Here is a 20,051-nt window from a genome sequence, read left to right as displayed (position 1 = left end):
TTTTAGGCGATAGGCTGTATGATCTTTATACAGCCTACGCCTATAGCAATATGTAAACGAAATGAAAATGAAAAACACACTTGTCCTCCAACGGATTTATGGAGCACAAGGAACGAGTGGATCGATCACCTTCCGGGGTGAACATATTTGTCATACCATCGAACTGCCGTGGTGCAACAATATTCCCCGGCTAAGTTGTATTCCCGAAGGGCGATACAAACTGGAAAAACGGAAATATACCAAACATGGCGAGCAGATTGGCATACCAGCAGTATTAGGACGAGAGGCCATTCTGATCCATGCAGCTAACCATGCAATGAAACAGCTGCGGGGCTGTATCGCGCCGGTAACTGCCCTCACGGGAGAAGGTCAAGGTACGGAAAGCGGCAAGGCACTGGAAAAGCTGAAAGCGTTGGTGTATAGCCTCTGGGATATGGGTGGCGAGGTATACCTGCTGATAAAGCCGTCAAATGGAGTGGTAAATAGGCGTGACACCAGCGATCGCAATATCTGCCTACCGCAGGCAGGCGCAAATCACAATACGTAAAAATCATGAAGAAAATCATCAATAAACTGAGCAAAGCGGTACAGTTGGTACTGGCTGCTCCGATAAAATTGCCTGCAAAGATACAGCAGGTCGTTAAATATGTGGCGGTGGCCCTGGGCATCATCGATGCGGTGATACAGGAGGAGAAGCCGGAGCCACAAGCAGGAGAGGAGGAAAGGGATGAGACCGCTGACTAATGTGCAGGTGGGTACGCTGGGCGGAACCTTCTGCTCGCTCTGGAACAGCTTTGATTGGAGCAATTTGTTTCAAACGGCAGTGATGGCTGCGGTAGGGGCTACGGTCAGTTACCTGCTGAGCCGTCTCCTGGAGGGAAAGCGAAGAGGAAGGTAGGGCGAAATGCTGAACTCCCGGGCGCATCTGCCCGGGAGTTTTTTTTGGCACAGGGGTTAGTTGTATTTCTTCTTTAACCAGAGACTTGCTCTTACCAATAATATCAGTACGGGAACTTCGACTAAGGGGCCGATAACGCCGACGAAGGCCTGGGGGGAATGCAGCCCGAATACGGAAATAGCGACTGCGATGGCCAGTTCGAAATTGTTGCCCGTGGCGGTAAATGCAATCGATGCGTTTTTATCGTACGGTACATTTAAAGATTTATTGAGAAAGAAGCTGACGAAAAACATCAGTACAAAATAAATGACGAGGGGGATGGCTACTTTTATGACGTCCATCGGCAGTTCTAAAATCTTGTCGCCTTTGAGGCTGAACATCAAGACGATGGTAAAGAGTAAAGCGTATAGCGTAATAGGTGATATCTTCGGCACGTATTTGCGGGTATACCATTCCAATCCCTTTGTTTTGACCAAGATATACCGGCCTAAAAAACCGGCTACAAATGGAATGCCTAAATAGATCAATACACTTTCGGTCACATCTTTCATCGATACCCGCACATCAAAATTGGCCAAGCCTAATTTTGCGGGTAAGACGTTGATGAACAACCAGACTAAAAAGCTGTACGTGAATATTTGGAATAGGCTGTTTAGGGCGACCAGCAAGGCGGCATATTCTCGGTTGCCTTTTGCCAGATCATTCCATACAATGACCATGGCGATACAGCGGGCCAGCCCGATCAGGATCAGTCCGGTCATATAATCGGGTTCATCGCGTAAAAATAAAACGGCTAATCCAAACATCAGTACCGTACCGATTACCCAATTGAGCAGTAAGGAGATACTAATGACTTTCTTATCCTTAAAGGCTTTCGGCAGTAAGGTATAATCTACTTTGGCCAAGGGTGGGTACATCATCAAGATAAGACCGATGGCCAAGGGAATATTGGTCGTCCCTACGGATAGGGAATTGGTCAGATTGGGGATGCCGGGAAAGAAATGCCCTAAGCTGATACCTACGATCATGGCCAAGAATATCCATAAGGTCAGGTAACGGTCGAGAAATTTGAGTCTGGGTTGCATTTATCGTTTGATTTTGGAGAAGACATAAAACATTTCGGCGGCAATCTGTAGGCTTCTTTCGGCATAGACCTGCGCTTGCTGGGCGGTACCGTCCGAAACCTTGGGATCTTCAAATGTGATCGGTATCCGTTTTTCTGCTCCCGCGATAAAAGGACAGCCGCCGTCGGCCTGTGAACAGGTCATGATGGCGGCAAAAGCCGACGCAGGATTGAAGGGACTGTCGTATGGCTTGGAAAAACCAATAATAGGTAAAGCATTGTCACTGTATTTGATTGCATATACGGGATTGCTGCTCTCGGCAATTTTAAAGATCTGAAAGCCCTGATGGCTTAAGGTGTCGGCGACCTTAGGGAACAGTGCCGTTTCTTCCGTACCTCCAGAATAGCAACGTACATCGGGTATATCAAAGTAATCCGCCGCTGTCTGTGCCCACACCTGTGCCAGATGGCTGCGGCGTGAGTTATGGGTGCAGATGAAGTTTAGATTTATTGGCTGTCCTGCCGTTGCTTTTTGTTGTATAAAATCAACGAGCGGTTGCAATACGGTTTTGCGTTCTTCGCTGGTATTTTGAATAGCGTTAATGTTGTCAATTGTTGCAATTAGATTTTTATACATGATGATGGGGTTATGACGTTTAGCAGCATCCTGAATTCGGGGTGCAGCGAGCCTTAGCTAATTCTGATAAGTTAACTTTTTGTTTTCCTACCTGTTCGGCAGGCAAGTCTGCCGGAATACCACAAGCATCAAGAGCTAAACAAGCAGTCTGTTTATTTTTTAGTACAAAATGGTTTCCATTGAACTCTAAATCATATTTACCAATCGTTTCAGCTTGGTATTCTACTTCTATTTCAGCGTCCTCCATTTCTAATTGTTCCTCGGACAGCTTGATGATATCCAGTAGTTTGGTTGGTTTTAATCGATGTTCTAAATCGTTGGCATTCCATAATTGGAAATTGACTACTTTCTCATTCCGTATTGTTCCGCCGCAATCAATAAAGCGCTTTGTAATGACGCCTACTTCTGTAACATGGAAGTGTTCGGGTACAGATGTTCCGTTCTCCAACTGAAATTCAACATTTGACAATGTCGGTAGAATTTTTTTGATGTGTGATAGTCTCATAATAACAAATTTTAAAATAATAATATCGTAATATAACGATTATACAGGTTAAAAAAATACTACGAACAGCAGGTGTTTACTTTAACGTCCTGGCTGAAAAGCGCATTAAATTCCGCTTGGATTTCTTTCCATGTCTGTTCGTTTATACAATAGCAGACCGATTTTCCGGCGATCGTACCCTGAATGATACCGATGTTTTTCAATGCGGTAAGATGTTGCGAAATGGTGGCTTGTGCCAATCCCAGCTCATCGACCAGATCATTACAGATACAGGCCTTTTGATGGATGATGTGCTGCAATATGGCAATGCGTGCGGGGTGGCCCAAGGCTTTAAATAGGGAAGCTAATTTGTTTTGGTCGTCTGTGAATATTTCTGATTTAGTAAGTCCCATACTTTTCTTTTTTATATATCGCAATATTACGATGTTGTTTTTAAATATACAAGACTTTTTTTCATGTTACAGGGAAGATAGGGCGGCTTGAATCAGAAGGGGGGATGCAAAAAAGGTGCATTTGAAAAAACAATGGTATTATTTCAAACCCGACCCTTGTCCTTGGGTATTCTTTTCTACTTTTGGAAAAACTTATAGTACCTCATGAACAGATTTTTCACTGTACTTTGCTTTTTAGCTGGACTTCAGACAACATACGCACAACATTCAAAACTTTTCGGTAGTGTTAAAGATTCCCTTTCGGCGACACCGATCCCTTATGCCAGTATCGGGTTATTGGATGCCGGTAATAAGGTTGTCGATGGTATGATAACCGATACGGCCGGAAATTTTAGTTTTTCGGATCTAAAGGATGGAAAATATAGCTTAACCATAAAATTCATCGGTTATAATCAAAAAGAAACCACGGTAGAGGTCAAGGGGCAGAAGAGGATAGATCTGGGTTCCATTTTTATTTCCGGTGCACATACCAGTTTAGAGCAGGTTACTGTTACCGCGGAGGCCGCAGGACAAAAGCACACGAGTGACAGACAGACGTATCAAGCGGGCCAGTATAAAAATGCAATTGGTGGGACCGCATTGGATATCGTTAAGAACTTGCCTTCGGCATCCGTCGATGCCAACGGAAATATCAGTATGCGGGGAAATGCCGGTATAATTGTATTAATCAACGGAAAGCCATCGTTTCTGGATCCCGTAACGCTGTTAAACCAGATCGCTGCCAATGATGTTGCGGAGGTGGAATATATAACGAGTCCCACTGCGCAGTTTGACCCGGACGGCAAAGGTGGTATCATCAATTTAAAAACAAAAAAAACGGCCACCAATGGACTTGCATGGGTACTGAATCTTCAAGGAGGGCTACCGAGTGTTGACGATTACGACAACCGCGAAAGCCAGAAGCGTTTCGGTGGGGATATCGCTTTCCAATACAGACAGGACAAACTGGAACTGAATGGTTCAGCAAACTACCTAAGGAACGACAATGCAGGGTTTCGGGAGGGAGATGTCAATACGGTTATCGGAGACCGTCAAACCTTCTTCCCGTCTAAAGGTGAAAGAAGTTTTGATAAATATAACTTCGGGATCCGGTTAAACAGTGCTTATGAGATATCCGATAAACATGCAGTGAATTTAGGCGTATTGGCATCTAGAAGATTTCAGGACCGGGTTGCCGATATCCATTATACCAATAGAACCATTACACCTTCTACGGGTCAAGAAATATCCAGAACGAACTACTTTAATCCCAATCTCCAGAACAAACAAGGGGAATTTTATTTATTGGATTTTTCGTATCAATACAAAATCAATGCTGCGCATTCCCTGCAATTGGGAGCCATTTACGAATATGCTAATATCTATGGTTCCACGAAAAATGCCAATATCGAAAATGGAACCGATACGGTACAATGGACGCATAACACGTACACGAATCCCTTACGCGGGCTAAGGCTGTCGTTGCAGCACAGTTGGGCATTAAAGAATGGGGATTTATTAACAGGGTATCAGTTGAGGAACGATAAGCAGGAGGGTAACTTTGAGTATCGTGCATCAGAAAATGGAACACAGCATCTTGAATTGGTTCCCGAGTTTACGGGTAAATTGAATGCAACCAATAATGTGCATGCGTTTTTTACGCAATTCGACCGTAAATTCTCGAATACGCAGCTTTCATTAGGTCTCCGTTATGAATATTATCAGCGTGATCTGCTCTTGCTCCACACGAATGAGGAATACCCCTATGCTATCCATCAACTCTATCCGACCTTCAATTTAATGCATGATATAGGTTCTGGTTGGTCGTGGAAGTTGGCTGCGGCAAGGCGGGTACAGCGGAACAACAACTTTGAGCTGAACCCCATTCCCGAGCGCGAACATTCAGAAACACTTGAACAGGGCGATCCTGAACTGCTGCCGGAATTCACGACCAATGCGGAAACGGGATTGGTAAAGAAATTAAAAAAGGGAAGCCTGTTTTTGAATGCCTACTACCAATACACTAAAAATCCAATACAACGGGTAAATTCCGTGTATGCCGACACGATCCTTCATCGTGTTTTTACCAATGCTGATTATGGGTCCCGCTACGGAATGGAAGTGGGTGGGGAAGGTAAGGTTTTGCCTTGGCTAAAGGTAAACGCTGGCCTTAACCTGTATAATTATAAAGTTTCTGGACAGGTATTGGATGAAAAGGAAACGAGAACAAATCAAGATTGGGTTTACTCCATCAATACCGGTGTCCAAGCCGATTTTTCAAAAAGCTGGAGTATGGGACTACAGGTTAACTATCTTTCGGAAAGGCCAACTGTACAAGGTATGGACTCCAGATTTTTGACACCTCATTTTAACCTCAGCAAGACTTTCTTAAAAGGAGCCATTACAACGCAGTTACAATGGCAGTTTATCGAACTTGGCGATTGGGGGGTGAATGAACAACGGATTACAACATTCTCCCATGATTTCTATACGACGACAAATTATATCTATGAGAAGAATGTGTTCTTAGTGAATCTGAATTTTAATCTTCATAAATTAAATCAGGTACTAAAACTACCGAAGAGTGAATTTGGTGAAAAGGAGTTCTAGGATTCTTGCTTCTTAAATCCGGTCGGGGTAATGCCTGTGTACCGTTTAAAGTATTTGGAGAAATTTGATTTGTCGGAGAATCCTAATTCATAGGCCACTTGGGATATGGAATTGCTTGTGTAGCGAAGTAATTGTTTCGCTTCTTTAATGATGTGCCCTGCTAATACTTCCGAGGCGGTTAAATTTGTGTTTTTCTTGCAGGCTGCACTTAGGTTTTGGGGGCTGGTATTTAACTTCGATGCATAGTATGCCACGTGATTTACGACCCTCGCATCTTCTTTAAGCAATCGGCAGAAGCTAACGTAGATGTTCTGCTGGGTTGGTCGGCTTACTTTCGAGCCTGCGCTATATTCCAATGCCTTGGCTAAGATTGCTTTGAACAAACCTTCTTGACAGGTTTTGTTTTCTTCCACGGCGAGTATCTGACATAGGCTTTCGACCGTGTTATCCGCGTTAAGATATATGGTATCAAATCTGCTGATTTGATCCACTAATCTGCTGATCTCAAGATCTAAACTTTGGTTAACAAATTGATCTTTGACCAAAAGAACGAATCCTTTTACGGGATTGGTCAATTCCCAATAATGAACATTGTCCTTTCTGATAACCAATATGCAAGGGGTCTTGACGTCGGATTTCCTTCCATCAACAACATGTTGGCCAGAGGTCGAAGATAGAAATACCAGTTCCAGATACCCATTGTGTTTATGAGGCTTGGTTCTGTTTTTTGAAAGGTCGAAAACAGCTACTTTTAGGAGTTGCTGCTGCGTTAGTTTGTCTTTTACCTCGATTTTTTTTCTCTCTTTCATCATTTAAAGATATCTCAATATTACGATATCTCATGTAAATCATTAAAAATTCCTACTTTTACGCTATTGTAAACCATTGTACCGGAAATATCTTGAACACTATAGACTCCCCGTATTGGCCGTTAGAAACAGAAAAGCAATTGCGTCTGCTGTATGACAAATACAAGGCGTCCTTTTACCGCCGCGCTTTCTATGTGCTCAAGCAGGAGTTGGTGGCGGAGGAGGTGGTGCAGGATGTTTTTATTTCCATCTGGCAGAACCGTGATCGTGCGCGGGATCAGGTGGAGAACCTCGAAGCCTATCTGCAGGGCATCCTAAAGCGTAAGATATTCGATAGTTTGCGACGTATTGTCAAGGACAAAGTCATCGCTTATGTCGATGCGGAACGGGAAGAGGATGTGGTCAACGATTGGTACGATGCTAAAGAGCTGCGGGCCTTGTTGCAAGAGCTGATGACCAAAATGCCGGAGAAGCAAAGACTGGTATTTGAACTGATCCGGTTCGACGGTCTGAAACGGGAGGAGGTCGCCCAAAAATTAGGTATATCGCCGCATACCGTCAAAAATCACCTCTTGGCGGCGACAAAATTTCTGAAGGAAAATATGGATACCCTGGTCATCATTTATATGGGTCTGTACATTTCTGAAAATATTTTCACGATCCACTAGTACACTTTTTCTTTTTTAGCGACTATGGTAGAAAATAACCATCGCTAAATGCAAGAAGTAAACCTGTTAGAATTTGAGGAACTGGTACGTAAATGGCTCGCAGATGAGCTCTCGGGAAGGGAACTGATCGTCTTCTATCGTTATCTGAAAGAAGAGGCCTACCGCGGGAAGCTGGAGGATATATTGGCGAAAGTCTATGCGGATCTGCCTGCCGATGAATCGGTAAGTCGGGATTGGGACCGCATGTATGCCGCTATAGCTCGGGAGAGCCATCCGCCAAAGCGTTTGGGCTGGCGCCGCTATATGCCGTATGTGGCAGCAGCCGTGCTGTTGATCACGTGTGGGCTGTTGTTTTATATCAGCAACTACACGGCCGATACCGTCATGCCGGAGCAGATCGTCCATGCGCCTACGAGCAGTACGATCCGTATACAGGATTCGAAAGGGGGCCAGGTGGAGTGGCAGGAAACTTCGGTGAAGAAAGCGTATCAGGATCTGCTGATGACCGACAGTGTGTTGGAAGTGTTGCCGACAGCGGAGGAAGTGATCTACTACACGGTCGACAATCCAAAGGGGAGCAAGCCGATCGTTATACGGCTATCGGATGCGTCGCTGCTGACTTTGAATGCAGGGTCTTCGGTGCATTTTCCAAATCATTTTGATGCAAAAAAGCGGGAGGTTTCCATGGAAGGCGAGATCTTGTTTGATGTGGCACACCGGACTAATCAGCCCTTTGTGGTTTCGACGGATGAACTCGTGATTGACGTATTGGGGACGACATTCAATGTCAAGTCTTTTGCACGGGAAAATACCATGGAGACGACATTATTGAAAGGAAAAGTAAGGGTAGCAGATAAAAAAGGCCGTTCCTTGGTATTGAACCCGGGACAGCAGGCGGTATATGATGTACAGACCGGCAACCTGTCCCAGCGAACGGTGCAGGCAGAAAATGTGCTGGCCTGGAAGGATGGCAACCTTATCCTGGATGATGAGAGTCTGCGCGCGGTACTGTTGAAAATTGAACGGATATATGATGTGACCTGTGTATTTGATCCCGGTTATCGGGATGTGAAGATATGGGGTGTCTTATCGACGCGGGAAAAGTTGCAGGATATGCTTCCGTTGTTGGAAAAGGTGAGTGGCGTAAAATTGAAACTTGTTGATCGAAAAATCTTTATAAATCAAAAATGATGGCCAAAGGTGCTACCAACACCTTTGGCCTAGAATTAGTAATTAAATTTTAGGGTCTTATTAATCAATTAATTCCAATCAAATCTATGTATTTTTTTTCAAAAAAGAAGATACCGAGAAGGTATCCTCGATTTAGGCAATTATTCATTATGCTGAAAGTCACCGCATTATTTATCGTTTTATCGGCAGGCATGCTTCAGGCGCATACGTATGGACAGCGGCTGAATATGACCGGGAAAAGCATGTCGCTGCAACAGGTGTTTCTGGAGATACGCAAACAAACGGGGTACAACGTTCTGGGACGTACGGCCTTACTGAAGGGGAAGGTTGTGGACCAGATTACGTGGAGCGATATGGAGATGGCTGCGGCACTGACTGATCTGTTGTTACCGTTTGGGTTGACATACGAGATTTCTGGCAAGAATATACTGGTGATCGACAATGCCCAAAAAGGGACGCAGGAACTGCAGGTGCAGGGTACGGTCCGCAATGAGAAAGGGGAACCTTTGGCGGGGGTCTCGGTACAGGGGGAGAAGGATGGCCGAGGGGTGACGACCGACGCACAGGGAGCTTTCCGGATTACGCTGTCGGCGGCACAGGAGCTGGTTTTTTCTTATCTGGGTTACCAGACCTATCGCGTGCAGGTCGCCCGGTCGCAGGCCTTACGGATCGCCTTAAAGCCGGAGGAAGTGGCGCTGTCGGAAGTGGTGGTCACGGCTTTGGGTATAAAAAGAGAACGAAAATCGCTGGGATATGCGGTGGATGAAGTGGACACGGAAGAGATGCAGAAAACAAAAGATGTGAATGTGATCAATTCACTGGCCGGCCGGGTGGCGGGATTAGTTATCGACCAGACCGCGACTGGCCCGGGTGGTTCTACACGGGTGCTGCTTCGGGGCTATACGGAAATGACGGGCAACAATCAGCCACTGTATGTGGTCGATGGGATACCGCTGGATAATACGAATTTCGCCAGCGCGGGACAGTTCGGTGGCTTTGATCTGGGCGACGGAATATCGGGCATCAACCCGGATGATATCGAGTCGATATCGGTGCTGAAAGGTCCTGCAGCGTCAGCGCTGTACGGCAGCAGGGCGGGACATGGTGTGATCCTCATCACGACGAAAAAAGGGAGCAGAACGGCAAAGAAATGGGCGGTGGAACTGAACTCGACGAATACGGTGGATATGCAATCGGTCAGCAAGGATAAACTGCAATATGTCTATGGGCAGGGCTCGGACGGACGGATCAGTACGACGGATAATATGCATACGAACAATACAAACTGGGGCGCAAAGATTGATCCGGGTATACAGTTTCTCCACTTTGATGGCGAACGAAGACCGTATGTGCCGATAGCGGATAATATTGATGGTTTCTACCGCATGGGAGTCACCAACAACAATACTTTGGTGCTGAACAGCAGCACGGATGCCAATACGATACGGCTTTCGTACAACGATCTGCGCAACCGGGATATTGTACCGAATTCGAACCTGAGCCGCAATAACCTTGGCCTGCGGACGACGAGTAAGGTCGGGGAGCGTCTGGATGTGGATGTCAAGGTCAATTATATGAAGGAGTTTGTGAAGAACAGGCCTGCACTGGGGGGCTTCCGGTCGAGTATCGGAAGCAACCTGATGACGTTGGCGACGACGTTTGACCAGGACTGGCTGCGTGAAAATTATAAAACGGCCGATGGGGAATACTACGATTGGAACAACAGGGATCCATACAATGTCAATCCCTACTGGATCATCAACGAAATGCGCAACGAGTCGACAAAAGATCGGCTGATGAGCTCGGCTGTGCTGAAATACAAACTCTCGTCGGCAATTTCTTTGCAAATGACAGGGGGTACGGATTTCAATACACTGAAGTTCCTGGATTTTGCGCCGCCGACGACACCGGGGCGGGAGTCGGGTTACTTGCAGGAACGTACCTATGAAAACCGTACCTGGAATTTGGAATTTTTGGCCAGCTATGCAAAAAAATGGGCGGACTTTGATCTGGGGGTACGTGCGGGCGGAAACATTTTTCATGTGAACAACCATACGGGTTTACTCACGGGTATAGATATGAAGCAGCGCAACCTGGAGGTGATGAGCAGTTTTGATACGCAGACGATTGACCAGCTGGCGTATCGCAAGCAGATCAATTCGGCGTTCGGTATGTTCAATATCGGCTATCGGAATTGGTTGTTTGCGGATGCGACGTTGCGGGTGGATCATGCATCGAGTCTGACAAATCCGGTAGGGGGAGGTTCGCAGAATACCTATGTGTATCCTTCTTTTTCGGGAAGCTTTGTGTATTCCGATCTGCTGAAACTGGACAGTCGTTGGCTTTCATACGGTAAGCTAAGGGCTTCTTGGGCCCGTGTGGGGAAAGATACGGATCCCTTCCTGTTGGCGCTGAATTATGCGATTTACAACAAATCCTATCCGGGCTACAACATCGGTAGCATATACAATGCGATGGCGCCGAATGCGCACCTCAAACCGACCATGACCAATTCGTATGAGCTGGGATTGGAAAATAAGTTTTTCAACAACCGGGTATCGTTGGATCTGACATTCTATAACCAGACGAGTTCGGACCAGATCTTGAAGATTGCGTCGAGTGCGGCCAGTGGCTATTCGCAGGCATTGATCAATGCGGGTAGCATACAAAATAAGGGTATAGAAGCGACGTTGGGTGTGCGACCGATCGAACGTACGTTAAAATGGGATATGAATCTGACGTTTGCACGCAACCTCAATAAAGTGTTGGAGCTGCAATCGAATAGTCCGGGTCAGGATTTTGAGCTGGAAGCGGCACGTTGGGCGGATGTACGGGTAGCGGCGGTTGTCGGCGAACGCTATGGATCAATTATGGGCAGGGATTACCTGTATGCACCGAATGGCGAAATCTTGATCGATAGTGATACGGGTCTTCCGCGCTTTACATCTTCGTTGCAGGTGCTGGGATCGGCGGCCTGGGACTGGACGGGGGGTATCAGCAATCGCTTTTCGTACAAAAACTGGTCGTTCAGTTCGCTGATCGATGTCAAGGTCGGGGCAGATCTGTATTCCATGACCGCGCGTTCGGATTATATGTCGGGAAAGACGGTCGGGACATTGGAAGGACGGGACGCTTGGCTGATCTCGGAAGAGCAACGGCAGGCATTGGGCATTAATCCCGGCGACTGGCAGCCTACGGGTGGTTATGTCGCGCACGGGGTGGTCGAGGAAGTCGATGGTAGTGGGGCGGCAACGTACCGGGCAAACGATAGGTTTGTATCGCCGGAAGTCTATTGGAAATACATCGGCGCACAGACACCACTGCCTTTTATCTACGACAACTCGTACGTCAAATTGCGGGAGGTGTCGATCACCTACCGGCTACCGGGTTCGTGGATACGTTTTGCTACCGATGCGCAGCTTTCCTTGGTGGCACGTAATCCGTGGATCATCTACAAAAATATACCGAATATCGATCCCGAGTCCAACTACAACAATGGATCGGGGATGGGTTTGGAATACGGGTCGATCCCGACGAGAAGGAGTTTTGGTTTGAACCTTAATATGAAGTTTTAGTTATGATACAGCAAAGAATAAAACATATACTGATCGGTCTGTTTTTCGTTCTGGGGATGGGCGCTTGTACGCCGTTCGACGAATTGAATACGGATCCGACGAAGAGTGATGAGATCGATCCGAATATGCAGCTGTCGTATGTGCAGCTGGCCACGTATGGTATGGTAGAACCTACCAACGCGATACAGAGTTACGCCTCGTCGCTGGTGCAGCAGTTTCAGGGAGAGTACAACAAGACGTATCACGGTGGCAAATACCGGATCGTAGATCAGATGATTGCGATTATATGGACGGACTTCTACAATAAGCCGATCAAGAATCTGGTGGATGTGCTGCACGCTACGGCCGACAAGCCGGAGCAGGCGCGTCTGCATGCGATCGCCCGGATCTATAAGGTTTTTCTGTTTTCGATATTGACCGACCTGTACGGCGATATTCCTTATTTCGATGCCGGAAAGGGTTATCTGGAGCAGAATTTTACGCCGAACTACGATACGCAAGAAGCGATTTACCGGGATTTCTTTAAGGAACTGACCGAATCGGTGGAGTTGTTGAATACGTCGGCGGATGCGAATCCGGTGACCGGCGATATTATCTACGATGGTGACGTAGAGGCTTGGAAGAGGCTGGCCAACTCGTTGCAGCTCCGCTACGCGATGCGGGTCGTCAAAGTAGATCCGCAGTTGGCCAATGAGCAGGTTACGGCAGCGCTGTCGCCCGCACGCGGGGGATTGATATCCAGCACCGATCAGGAGGCGTATATCAGTTACCTACCGGATATTTTTGATTGGGATGTGAACGAAATCCGACGGAATGCGCAGGCACAGCTCTACATCGGCCGAGAGCCGGCACCGCTCCCGTTTTTATGTTCGACGTTCTGGAATTTACTGCGTGACACACAGGATCCACGCTTATTCCGTATTGGCCGGACGTACTGGGGTGAGGGCAATTTCAACGGTTTAAATGCTTTCGATCGGATAGATATCACCGAAGAAGTATTGGCTCGTGGGGGAATGGCCATGTTTCAGCCTTCCGATCCAGGTTACTTCTGGTATGATCGATGGCCGAGTGGCTATTGGAGCAATACACTCAATATCTGGGTCGATAAATGGACACGTCCGCAGTTGAACGAAGTGTTTTTAAAGAGTGATATTCCGGGTATCGTGATGACCTATGCCGAGACGGAGTTGTTGCTCGCCGAAGCGAAAGTAAGATGGCCGGGTCTGGCAACGGCGCATACGGCGGAGGAGCATTACACCCAAGGGGTAGAAGCGGCCATGGATATGCTGGCTGTCCGGTATAAGACAACGGCTATCCCGGAAACCGAGCGGCAGACGTATTGGTCTGCACATGCATTCCCCACAGATGTACAGGGGCAGCTTAAAAGTATCAATGAGCAACTGTGGATCGTACATATTACCAATCCTTCGGAGGCGTATGCCAACTGGCGAAGATCCGGTTTTCCGGTGCTGAAGAGTGCAAAAGAATATGGGGCGATCACCATTGATTCGCAGACTATTCCGCGCCGCCTTCCGTATCCGCTTTTTGAAAAGTCGTACAACCCGACCAACTATCAACAGGCGGTAAGCCGCATGGGCGGCACAGACGATTGGAATGCACGGATGTGGTGGGATAAAAATTAATTTACGTAATAAAAAAATTGTGTGATGACTATACATAAAAATATCCTATATACGTTGTTGGCCGTGACTATGCTTTTGGTGACCGGTTGCAACGAGACCGAATGGGAATATCCGGACTTATCGGCCGAACACCCCCGGATACTATCCACTTGGCCGCCGAAGGGGAGCAATGGTCTGCCCGGTGAATTTAATGTGCTGCTGGGGCAGGAGTTCGTGCAAGAGGTGATCTATACACCGACGGATCATGCGGAGTGTACCTGGTACCTGGAAGGTGAAGAGGTGGCGCAGGGCGGTACGTTTTCTTTTACGCCGCAGGCACTCGGGAAGTATTACATCAAAGTTATTGTGAAAACGGCGGAGCAGCAGACCTTTCGGGAAGCGTATCTGTCTGTCGTAAATCCTTAAATATAAACTGTTATGAAATCAAATATAAACGTAGTGTTCTTTCTTTTTATTTGGGGCTTCTTGCTGGCCTGCACTAAGGCGGCAGATCCGGGAAGCACGGTTATCATAGATCCGGTTGTCGACGTGGACTATTCGGATACGAGTTTGCGCTTGCAGGACGTAGCGCCTTTTCCCATAGGGGCATCGGTAAGTTTTAATCATCTGAGCAACGATCCGAAGCTGGCGGCTATTCTGTATGCTAATTTTAACGAGCTGGTATTCAATAGTGAGCTGAAGCATGGCGCATTGGTCAAGGCTGATGGTAGCTTCGACTTCACGACGGCGGATGCCTTTGTGGATCTGGCCAAGGATATGGATATCTATGGACATGTGCTGGCCTGGCATCGCCATCAAGGCACATCCTACCTCAATACCCTTGTTGGAAATCTGGAGCAGCAGGAGCTTTTGCTTGATCCGGGGTTTGAAAAAAGTACGACAGTGGGTTCGCCGTACTGGTTTGTGTTGAATTCGGGCGATCCCAAAGGTACGGCGACCATCGCCGTGACGACACAAACCGATGAAGTAAAATCGGGAACAAGTGCCTTGAAGGTAGTTAACCCGACGGCTTACGGAACAGCGGATTGGCGGGTGCAGGTGGCCAGCAATAATTTTCAGACCGTACCCGGGCAGAAGTATGTCATCCGGTATACGGCAAAGTCGCTGTCCGGTAGTGGTATTATCATGGTGTCGGCACAGGCGATGGACGGTAGCGGGGTCACCCATTATCCGGGGGGCGATAAAACCATTACAGGGGAATGGCAGACCATTACGCTGAGCTTTACACCGACAAAGGAAAATTACCGTATCGTCTTCAATATGGGTAAAAAGGCGGATACCTACTTGGTGGATGATGTGTCGGTCTATTCGGAAGTGGCGGCGCCGGATTATGCGGCTATTTATACGAGATTGGATGAGGCCTTGCATACCTTCATTGGGACGACAGTAGGTCGCTATAAAGATCGGATACGCAAGTGGGAGGTGGTCAACGAAATGTTTACCGATGCGGGCGAGATACGGTCGAATGCGAATTCGCCGGCACCGATCGTCGATGGACAGAAAGAGTATGGCTATTTTATATGGTCGGAGTTCCTGAAACGAGATTATGGCTACCTTGCCTTCCGCTACGCGGAGGAGGCAGATCCGACAGCAGAGCTTTACATCAACGATTATGGGCTGGAATATTCGGACAAGAAAATAGATTCTCTGATTGCTTACGTGAATGAGATACGGAAGCGCGGTGCCAAGGTGGACGGTATAGGCACGCAGATGCATATTGATATTCATCTGTCGCAGGCGAAGATTGATAAAATGTTCCAGAAGCTGGCCAGTACGGGATTAAAGGTGCGGGTGTCGGAACTGGATATCCGTATCACCAACAGTTCGACGCCGATGCCCCCTACCGAGGCATTATTGGAAAAACAAAAGGAGCAGTACCAACGTGTGGTGGCGTCTTATATGAAATTCGTGCCGCCGGCGCAACGGGCAGGCATTGCGGTGTGGGGTGTTTTGGATCAGTACAATTGGCAATATAATGGGGGGTCGGACTATCCGAATCTGTTTTCGACGGAATATAAAAAGAAGCCGGCGTATGGTGGGTTTTTAATGGGTTTGTCGGAAAAGTAAAATAAACAAGGATGATGATAAACCGTAGGATAGGTTTCCTGGTGTTGGTGCTGTGTTGGAGTCCGTCTATCTTTGGACAGTCTACCGCACCGATTTATAAAAAGGGATGGATTGATTTCAATAAAAACGGCAAAAAAGACCGGTATGAAGATCCTGCAGCAACTATTCCGGACCGTATAAACGACCTGCTCCGGCAGATGACGCTCGAGGAGAAGACCAATCAGTTGGCGACGCTCTATGGCTACAGGCGGGTGTTGCAGGATGAGCTGCCGACGGACAGTTGGAAGGCTAAAATCTGGAAGGATGGGATTGCAAATATCGACGAACATCTGAATAGTCTGCCTTTTCACCCCCAGGCAAAATCGGCCTACTCTTATCCGTTTTCGAAGCATAAGATGGCGTTGGAAACGGTGCAGCGCTGGTTTGTGGAACAGACACGCCTGGGTATTCCGGTGGATTTCTCGAACGAAGGTATTCACGGCCTCAATCATGAAAAGGCAACGCCGTTCCCATCACCCATCAATATGGGGAGTACGTGGAATAAGGAGCTGATCGGGCAGGTGGGGCATACGATCGGGCGGGAAGCCCGGTTGTTGGGCTACACGAATGTATATGCTCCTATTCTGGACCTGGCGCGTGATCCGCGCTGGGGTCGGGTGATGGAGACGTTTGGGGAAGACCCTTATCTGGTGGCGGAGCTTGGAAAAGCGCTGACTGTCGGTATACAGGCGGAGGGCGTGGTATCCACGCTCAAACATTTTGCGGCGTATAGTGTGCCCAAGGGTGGTCGTGATGGTTTTGCGCGAACGGATCCACATATTGCACCGCGGGAGCTGCATGAAATGCATTTGTACCCGTTTCGACGGGTTATTCAGGAAGCTCATCCACTGGGCGTGATGAGCAGCTACAACGATTGGGATGGGATGCCGGTAACGGGGAGTGGCTACTTTTTGACGGATCTGCTGCGTACGCAATATGGTTTTAAAGGGTATGTGGTGTCGGATAGTGAGGCGGTGGAATATCTGTATACCAAACATCAGGTGGCGAACAGTCCCGAAGATGCGGTACGTCTGGCGGTGGAAGCAGGACTGAACGTACGGACGAACTTCACGCCACCGGAGGATTATATCTTGCCGCTGCGGCGACTGGTGCAAGAGGGTAAGGTGCGTATGGAAACGTTGGATAGCCGGGTGTATGATGTGCTGTATGTCAAGTTTAAGCTGGGATTGTTTGATGATCCTTTTAAGTTATCGGGTGATGATCCGGACAAGGGGGTGCATCGGCCTGCGGATGATTCGCTGGCGTTACAGGTGCATCGCGAGAGTATTGTGCTGTTGAAAAATGATAGCCCGGCAGGTGCCGATCGTCCGGTATTGCCTTTGTCACCGCACGTTGCGCAAAAAATACTGGTAACGGGACCGATGGCAAAGGCGACACGATTTATGGAAAGCCGGTACGGTCCCTCGGGCAATCCGATCTCTTCGATTTACGATGGACTGGTGCAGGGGGGCGGGCCGCAGATTGATTTCTCTTACGCACTCGGATGTGCTATAGTAAACGATACCTGGCCGGAGAGTGAAATTATACCGACACCGCTGACGGCGGAGGAGGAACGGCTGATGGACGACGCTGTGGCGCAGGCGAAGCAGGTGGATGTGATCATCGCCGTGATGGGCGAGGATGAAAAGCGGGTGGGGGAGAGTCTGAGCCGTACCTCGCTCGACCTGCCGGGTCGCCAGCGTATCCTGTTGCAAAGACTCCAGGCGCTAAATAAGCCGATAGTCTTGATCTTGACGGCAGGACAGCCTTTAACGATCAATTGGGAAGACCGGTATATACCGTCTATCTTGTGTACCTGGTTTCCGGGAGCTTGGGGCGGCCAGGCCGTTGCCGATGTGGTGTTCGGGCGTTACAACCCCAGTGGCCGGTTGTCGGTGACTTTTCCGAAATCCATTGGACAGATCGAGTGGAATTTTCCGTTCAAGAAAGGTTCGCATAACGGACAGCCCGGCGATGGGCCGAATGGGTATGGAAATACGGCGGTCGTGGGTTCCCTATATCCTTTTGGACACGGCTTGAGCTATGCCGAGTTTGCCTACAGTAACCTCCGGATCGATCGCGAGACGCTGACGGCCGATGATACGGTTGCCGTGTCGGTGGATGTGACCAACCGGAGTAAGCGGTATGGCGAGGAGGTGGTGCAGCTGTATGTGACGGATGAATTTAGTAGTCTGACGACTTATGAATCGCTGTTAAGGGGTTTTGAGAAGGTTGCGGTCGCTGGGGGACAGACAAAAACGGTGACTTTCCGCTTGCCCATCCGGCAGTTAGAGATGCTGAATAAGGAAATGGAATGGGAAGTGGAACCGGGCAGCTTTTTGCTGAAAATCGGACACTCCTCGGAAGATATACGGTTGGAAAAAAGGATAGCGGTAGTCCCCGAACGAGCAGAAGACTAACCTCATCGCACATATTTTTCGATAGATTTGTTTGAAAATACAGGTATTTACCTACATTAGTGGTAATTATTGATGACAGGTATTAATCTCGAATCTTATGGCATTTCGTTTCAAGCTCTTATATTGCCCGATTTTGTGGATCATATTATTGCTAGGCCAAGGCAATGCGCGAGCACAATTCAAGGAGATTGCCCCCGGCTTTGATCCGAAGGAGTGTGATGAGTTGTTGCGCCTTAACTTTGTTTTTCAGGATACTACCGGCAACACGACTTTTGACAACTTTCAGAAGGGGTATACGTTTGTCTACCGCTCTCCCAGTTTGGGACTGGACAATATGTGGGATTTGTGGACAAGGGCGGATTCGACCGTAGTCATATTGCTTCGCGGGACAACATCCGATATGAAATCTATATTGGCCGATTTTTATTCGGTAATGATGCCTGCCCAAGGCAAGATCCGCCTTACCAAAGATAAGGTGTTTGCTTATAAGCTGGCAAGCAGCAACCGCACTGCCGTCCATGCGGGATTTTTGATCGGTTTTGCTTTCCTGGCGGATGATATGAAAGCTAAGATAGATTCGCTGTATAGTGCCGGATACCACAAGTATCTCATTACCGGGCACAGTCAGGGCGGCGCATTGGCCTACTATGTCAGTGCGTGGCTGCATCACCAACGGGAGGACAATATCTATCCGGCTATAAAGGTGAAGACTTATGCAAGTGCTTCTCCAAAGATGGGGAATATGTATTTTGCCTACGACTACGACAATATAACGAGAGAAGGATGGAGCTACAGCATTGTTAACTCGGATGATGCCGTACCCGAAATGCCGTTTACGACACAGCAGGTGGATATTGACATGAATGAACCCAACCCTATATTGGGCATGATGAAGAGATTTGATAGTCTCCCGTTTTTTAAAAGGATCATCATTAAGGGTGCTTTTAATAAGATGATAAAAAATGCGGCTAATTCCTCGAAGTCTTACCAAAAATACCTGGGACGGTATCTGCATGATTTTGTGCAGGATGCGTTGCCGGAATTAGAAATGCCGGAGGCCGTAAAGACCTCGTACTATAGTAGACCGGGGGTGCCGATTTCGCTGCTTGTAAATGATCGTTACCTGGAGCGGTTCAAAGTCAATAACGGCCCATACTACCATCATGGTATTATTCCTTACCGTTTTTTATTGCGGGAATATTACGATGGACTGGAGCCACTACAGGATGATGATATCGCTTATCTGCTGAAGGGCGTATATGATTGAGGAGTAAATTTGTAATAGATTCCTTATGTTTTAACTATCGATAGTTTACTTTCCCATGCCGCTAATGGTATAGCATTGCTTATGATAGCAGCAACGGTATTCAGTATCTCCCGTGGAGAAATTGCTGATATCAACATTAATATATTTGTGTTTTTGTTGGCAGTATCTATGATTTGGGTGAAGTCAAAAAGGAGAAAGTAATCTCTATTTGCACAACATTGCATATAA

Annotated in this window: 17 protein-coding genes; 12 read left to right on the top strand and 5 right to left on the bottom strand. The window is 47.6% G+C overall.

Annotated features, from left to right (window positions below):
* The first annotated feature begins 67 nt into the window (after positions 1 to 67).
* The 3 genes from G5B30_RS12185 to G5B30_RS12175 are packed head-to-tail and all read left to right on the top strand — an operon-like array spanning position 68 to position 898.
* Complete coding sequence (locus G5B30_RS12185) at positions 68 to 547, top strand: DUF5675 family protein (protein ID WP_206367109.1); 480 nt, start codon at positions 68 to 70, stop codon at positions 545 to 547.
* A gap of 5 nt (positions 548 to 552) precedes the next feature.
* Entirely contained in the window at positions 553 to 744 is a 192-nt protein-coding gene (locus G5B30_RS12180; RefSeq protein WP_165320278.1) for a hypothetical protein, read from the top strand.
* Positions 728 to 898, top strand: a complete 171-nt coding sequence (locus G5B30_RS12175; protein ID WP_165320277.1) for a hypothetical protein — start codon at positions 728 to 730, stop codon at positions 896 to 898. Before G5B30_RS12180 ends, G5B30_RS12175 begins: the two co-directional genes overlap by 17 nt.
* A 56-nt stretch (positions 899 to 954) precedes the next feature.
* On the opposite strand, the gene arsB is transcribed toward G5B30_RS12175, so the two are convergent.
* Genes arsB through G5B30_RS12155 form a run of 4 tightly spaced genes read right to left on the bottom strand, consistent with a single transcriptional unit; the run spans position 955 to position 3,495 of the window.
* Entirely contained in the window at positions 955 to 1,983 is a 1,029-nt protein-coding gene (arsB, locus tag G5B30_RS12170; RefSeq protein ID WP_165320276.1) for an ACR3 family arsenite efflux transporter, read from the bottom strand.
* Positions 1,984 to 2,598 carry a low molecular weight phosphatase family protein gene (locus tag G5B30_RS12165; RefSeq protein WP_165320275.1) on the bottom strand — a complete coding sequence of 205 codons (615 nt, stop codon included), beginning with the start codon at positions 2,596 to 2,598 and terminating at the stop codon, positions 1,984 to 1,986.
* A gap of 19 nt (positions 2,599 to 2,617) precedes the next feature.
* Positions 2,618 to 3,103, bottom strand: coding sequence for a DUF6428 family protein (locus G5B30_RS12160; RefSeq protein WP_165320274.1), 486 nt, complete (start codon positions 3,101 to 3,103; stop codon positions 2,618 to 2,620).
* A gap of 59 nt (positions 3,104 to 3,162) precedes the next feature.
* Positions 3,163 to 3,495 carry an ArsR/SmtB family transcription factor gene (locus G5B30_RS12155; RefSeq protein ID WP_165320273.1) on the bottom strand — a complete coding sequence of 111 codons (333 nt, stop codon included), beginning with the start codon at positions 3,493 to 3,495 and terminating at the stop codon, positions 3,163 to 3,165.
* 204 nt (positions 3,496 to 3,699) lie between these two features.
* Here G5B30_RS12155 and G5B30_RS12150 point away from each other — a divergent pair, with 204 nt between their 5' ends.
* Positions 3,700 to 6,144, top strand: coding sequence for a TonB-dependent receptor (locus G5B30_RS12150; RefSeq protein ID WP_165320272.1), 2,445 nt, complete (start codon positions 3,700 to 3,702; stop codon positions 6,142 to 6,144).
* Here G5B30_RS12150 and G5B30_RS12145 read toward each other — a convergent pair.
* Positions 6,141 to 6,953, bottom strand: a complete 813-nt coding sequence (locus G5B30_RS12145; protein ID WP_206367108.1) for an AraC family transcriptional regulator — start codon at positions 6,951 to 6,953, stop codon at positions 6,141 to 6,143. The genes G5B30_RS12150 and G5B30_RS12145 overlap by 4 nt on opposite strands.
* A 92-nt stretch (positions 6,954 to 7,045) precedes the next feature.
* Here G5B30_RS12145 and G5B30_RS12140 point away from each other — a divergent pair, with 92 nt between their 5' ends.
* The 8 genes from G5B30_RS12140 (at position 7,046) to G5B30_RS12105 (ending at position 19,823) form a co-directional block, all read left to right on the top strand.
* A complete protein-coding gene (locus tag G5B30_RS12140) occupies positions 7,046 to 7,621 on the top strand; it encodes a sigma-70 family RNA polymerase sigma factor (protein ID WP_165320270.1) in 576 nt (191 codons plus the stop codon).
* A 48-nt stretch (positions 7,622 to 7,669) separates the two neighbouring features.
* Complete coding sequence (locus G5B30_RS12135) at positions 7,670 to 8,812, top strand: FecR family protein (protein WP_165320269.1); 1,143 nt, start codon at positions 7,670 to 7,672, stop codon at positions 8,810 to 8,812.
* A gap of 149 nt (positions 8,813 to 8,961) precedes the next feature.
* Entirely contained in the window at positions 8,962 to 12,387 is a 3,426-nt protein-coding gene (locus G5B30_RS12130; protein ID WP_206367107.1) for a SusC/RagA family TonB-linked outer membrane protein, read from the top strand.
* A gap of 2 nt (positions 12,388 to 12,389) precedes the next feature.
* Positions 12,390 to 14,030, top strand: a complete 1,641-nt coding sequence (locus G5B30_RS12125) for a SusD/RagB family nutrient-binding outer membrane lipoprotein (RefSeq protein WP_165320268.1) — start codon at positions 12,390 to 12,392, stop codon at positions 14,028 to 14,030.
* 24 nt (positions 14,031 to 14,054) lie between these two features.
* Positions 14,055 to 14,435, top strand: a complete 381-nt coding sequence (locus tag G5B30_RS12120; RefSeq protein ID WP_165320267.1) for a hypothetical protein — start codon at positions 14,055 to 14,057, stop codon at positions 14,433 to 14,435.
* A gap of 12 nt (positions 14,436 to 14,447) precedes the next feature.
* Positions 14,448 to 16,097, top strand: a complete 1,650-nt coding sequence (locus tag G5B30_RS12115) for an endo-1,4-beta-xylanase (protein WP_165320266.1) — start codon at positions 14,448 to 14,450, stop codon at positions 16,095 to 16,097.
* 11 nt (positions 16,098 to 16,108) lie between these two features.
* Entirely contained in the window at positions 16,109 to 18,556 is a 2,448-nt protein-coding gene (locus G5B30_RS12110; RefSeq protein WP_240903199.1) for a glycoside hydrolase family 3 N-terminal domain-containing protein, read from the top strand.
* Positions 18,557 to 18,653: 97 nt separating this feature from the next.
* On the top strand, positions 18,654 to 19,823 hold the full coding sequence (locus G5B30_RS12105; protein WP_165320265.1) for a lipase family protein: 1,170 nt from the start codon (positions 18,654 to 18,656) through the stop codon (positions 19,821 to 19,823).
* Positions 19,824 to 20,051: the final 228 nt, after the last annotated feature.

The sequence above is a fragment of the Sphingobacterium sp. SGG-5 genome, assembly GCF_011043525.1.
Taxonomy (GTDB): domain Bacteria; phylum Bacteroidota; class Bacteroidia; order Sphingobacteriales; family Sphingobacteriaceae; genus Sphingobacterium.
Note: the sequence above shows the minus strand (reverse complement) of the source record. Positions and strands in the feature narration are given on the sequence as shown.

Excerpts from the sequence above, each read along its gene's own strand:
- G5B30_RS12110 (WP_240903199.1), top strand. The coding sequence starts at position 16,109 with ATGATGATAAACCGTAGGATAGGTTTCCTGGTGTTGGTGCTGTGTTGG.
- arsB (WP_165320276.1), bottom strand. The coding sequence starts at position 1,983 with ATGCAACCCAGACTCAAATTTCTCGACCGTTACCTGACCTTATGGATA.
- G5B30_RS12180 (WP_165320278.1), top strand. The coding sequence starts at position 553 with ATGAAGAAAATCATCAATAAACTGAGCAAAGCGGTACAGTTGGTACTG.
- G5B30_RS12145 (WP_206367108.1), bottom strand. The coding sequence starts at position 6,953 with ATGAAAGAGAGAAAAAAAATCGAGGTAAAAGACAAACTAACGCAGCAG.
- G5B30_RS12105 (WP_165320265.1), top strand. The coding sequence starts at position 18,654 with ATGGCATTTCGTTTCAAGCTCTTATATTGCCCGATTTTGTGGATCATA.
- G5B30_RS12185 (WP_206367109.1), top strand. The coding sequence starts at position 68 with ATGAAAAACACACTTGTCCTCCAACGGATTTATGGAGCACAAGGAACG.
- G5B30_RS12160 (WP_165320274.1), bottom strand. The coding sequence starts at position 3,103 with ATGAGACTATCACACATCAAAAAAATTCTACCGACATTGTCAAATGTT.
- G5B30_RS12165 (WP_165320275.1), bottom strand. The coding sequence starts at position 2,598 with ATGTATAAAAATCTAATTGCAACAATTGACAACATTAACGCTATTCAA.
- G5B30_RS12130 (WP_206367107.1), top strand. The coding sequence starts at position 8,962 with ATGCTGAAAGTCACCGCATTATTTATCGTTTTATCGGCAGGCATGCTT.
- G5B30_RS12135 (WP_165320269.1), top strand. The coding sequence starts at position 7,670 with ATGCAAGAAGTAAACCTGTTAGAATTTGAGGAACTGGTACGTAAATGG.
- G5B30_RS12125 (WP_165320268.1), top strand. The coding sequence starts at position 12,390 with ATGATACAGCAAAGAATAAAACATATACTGATCGGTCTGTTTTTCGTT.
- G5B30_RS12150 (WP_165320272.1), top strand. The coding sequence starts at position 3,700 with ATGAACAGATTTTTCACTGTACTTTGCTTTTTAGCTGGACTTCAGACA.
- G5B30_RS12175 (WP_165320277.1), top strand. The coding sequence starts at position 728 with ATGAGACCGCTGACTAATGTGCAGGTGGGTACGCTGGGCGGAACCTTC.
- G5B30_RS12115 (WP_165320266.1), top strand. The coding sequence starts at position 14,448 with ATGAAATCAAATATAAACGTAGTGTTCTTTCTTTTTATTTGGGGCTTC.
- G5B30_RS12155 (WP_165320273.1), bottom strand. The coding sequence starts at position 3,495 with ATGGGACTTACTAAATCAGAAATATTCACAGACGACCAAAACAAATTA.
- G5B30_RS12120 (WP_165320267.1), top strand. The coding sequence starts at position 14,055 with ATGACTATACATAAAAATATCCTATATACGTTGTTGGCCGTGACTATG.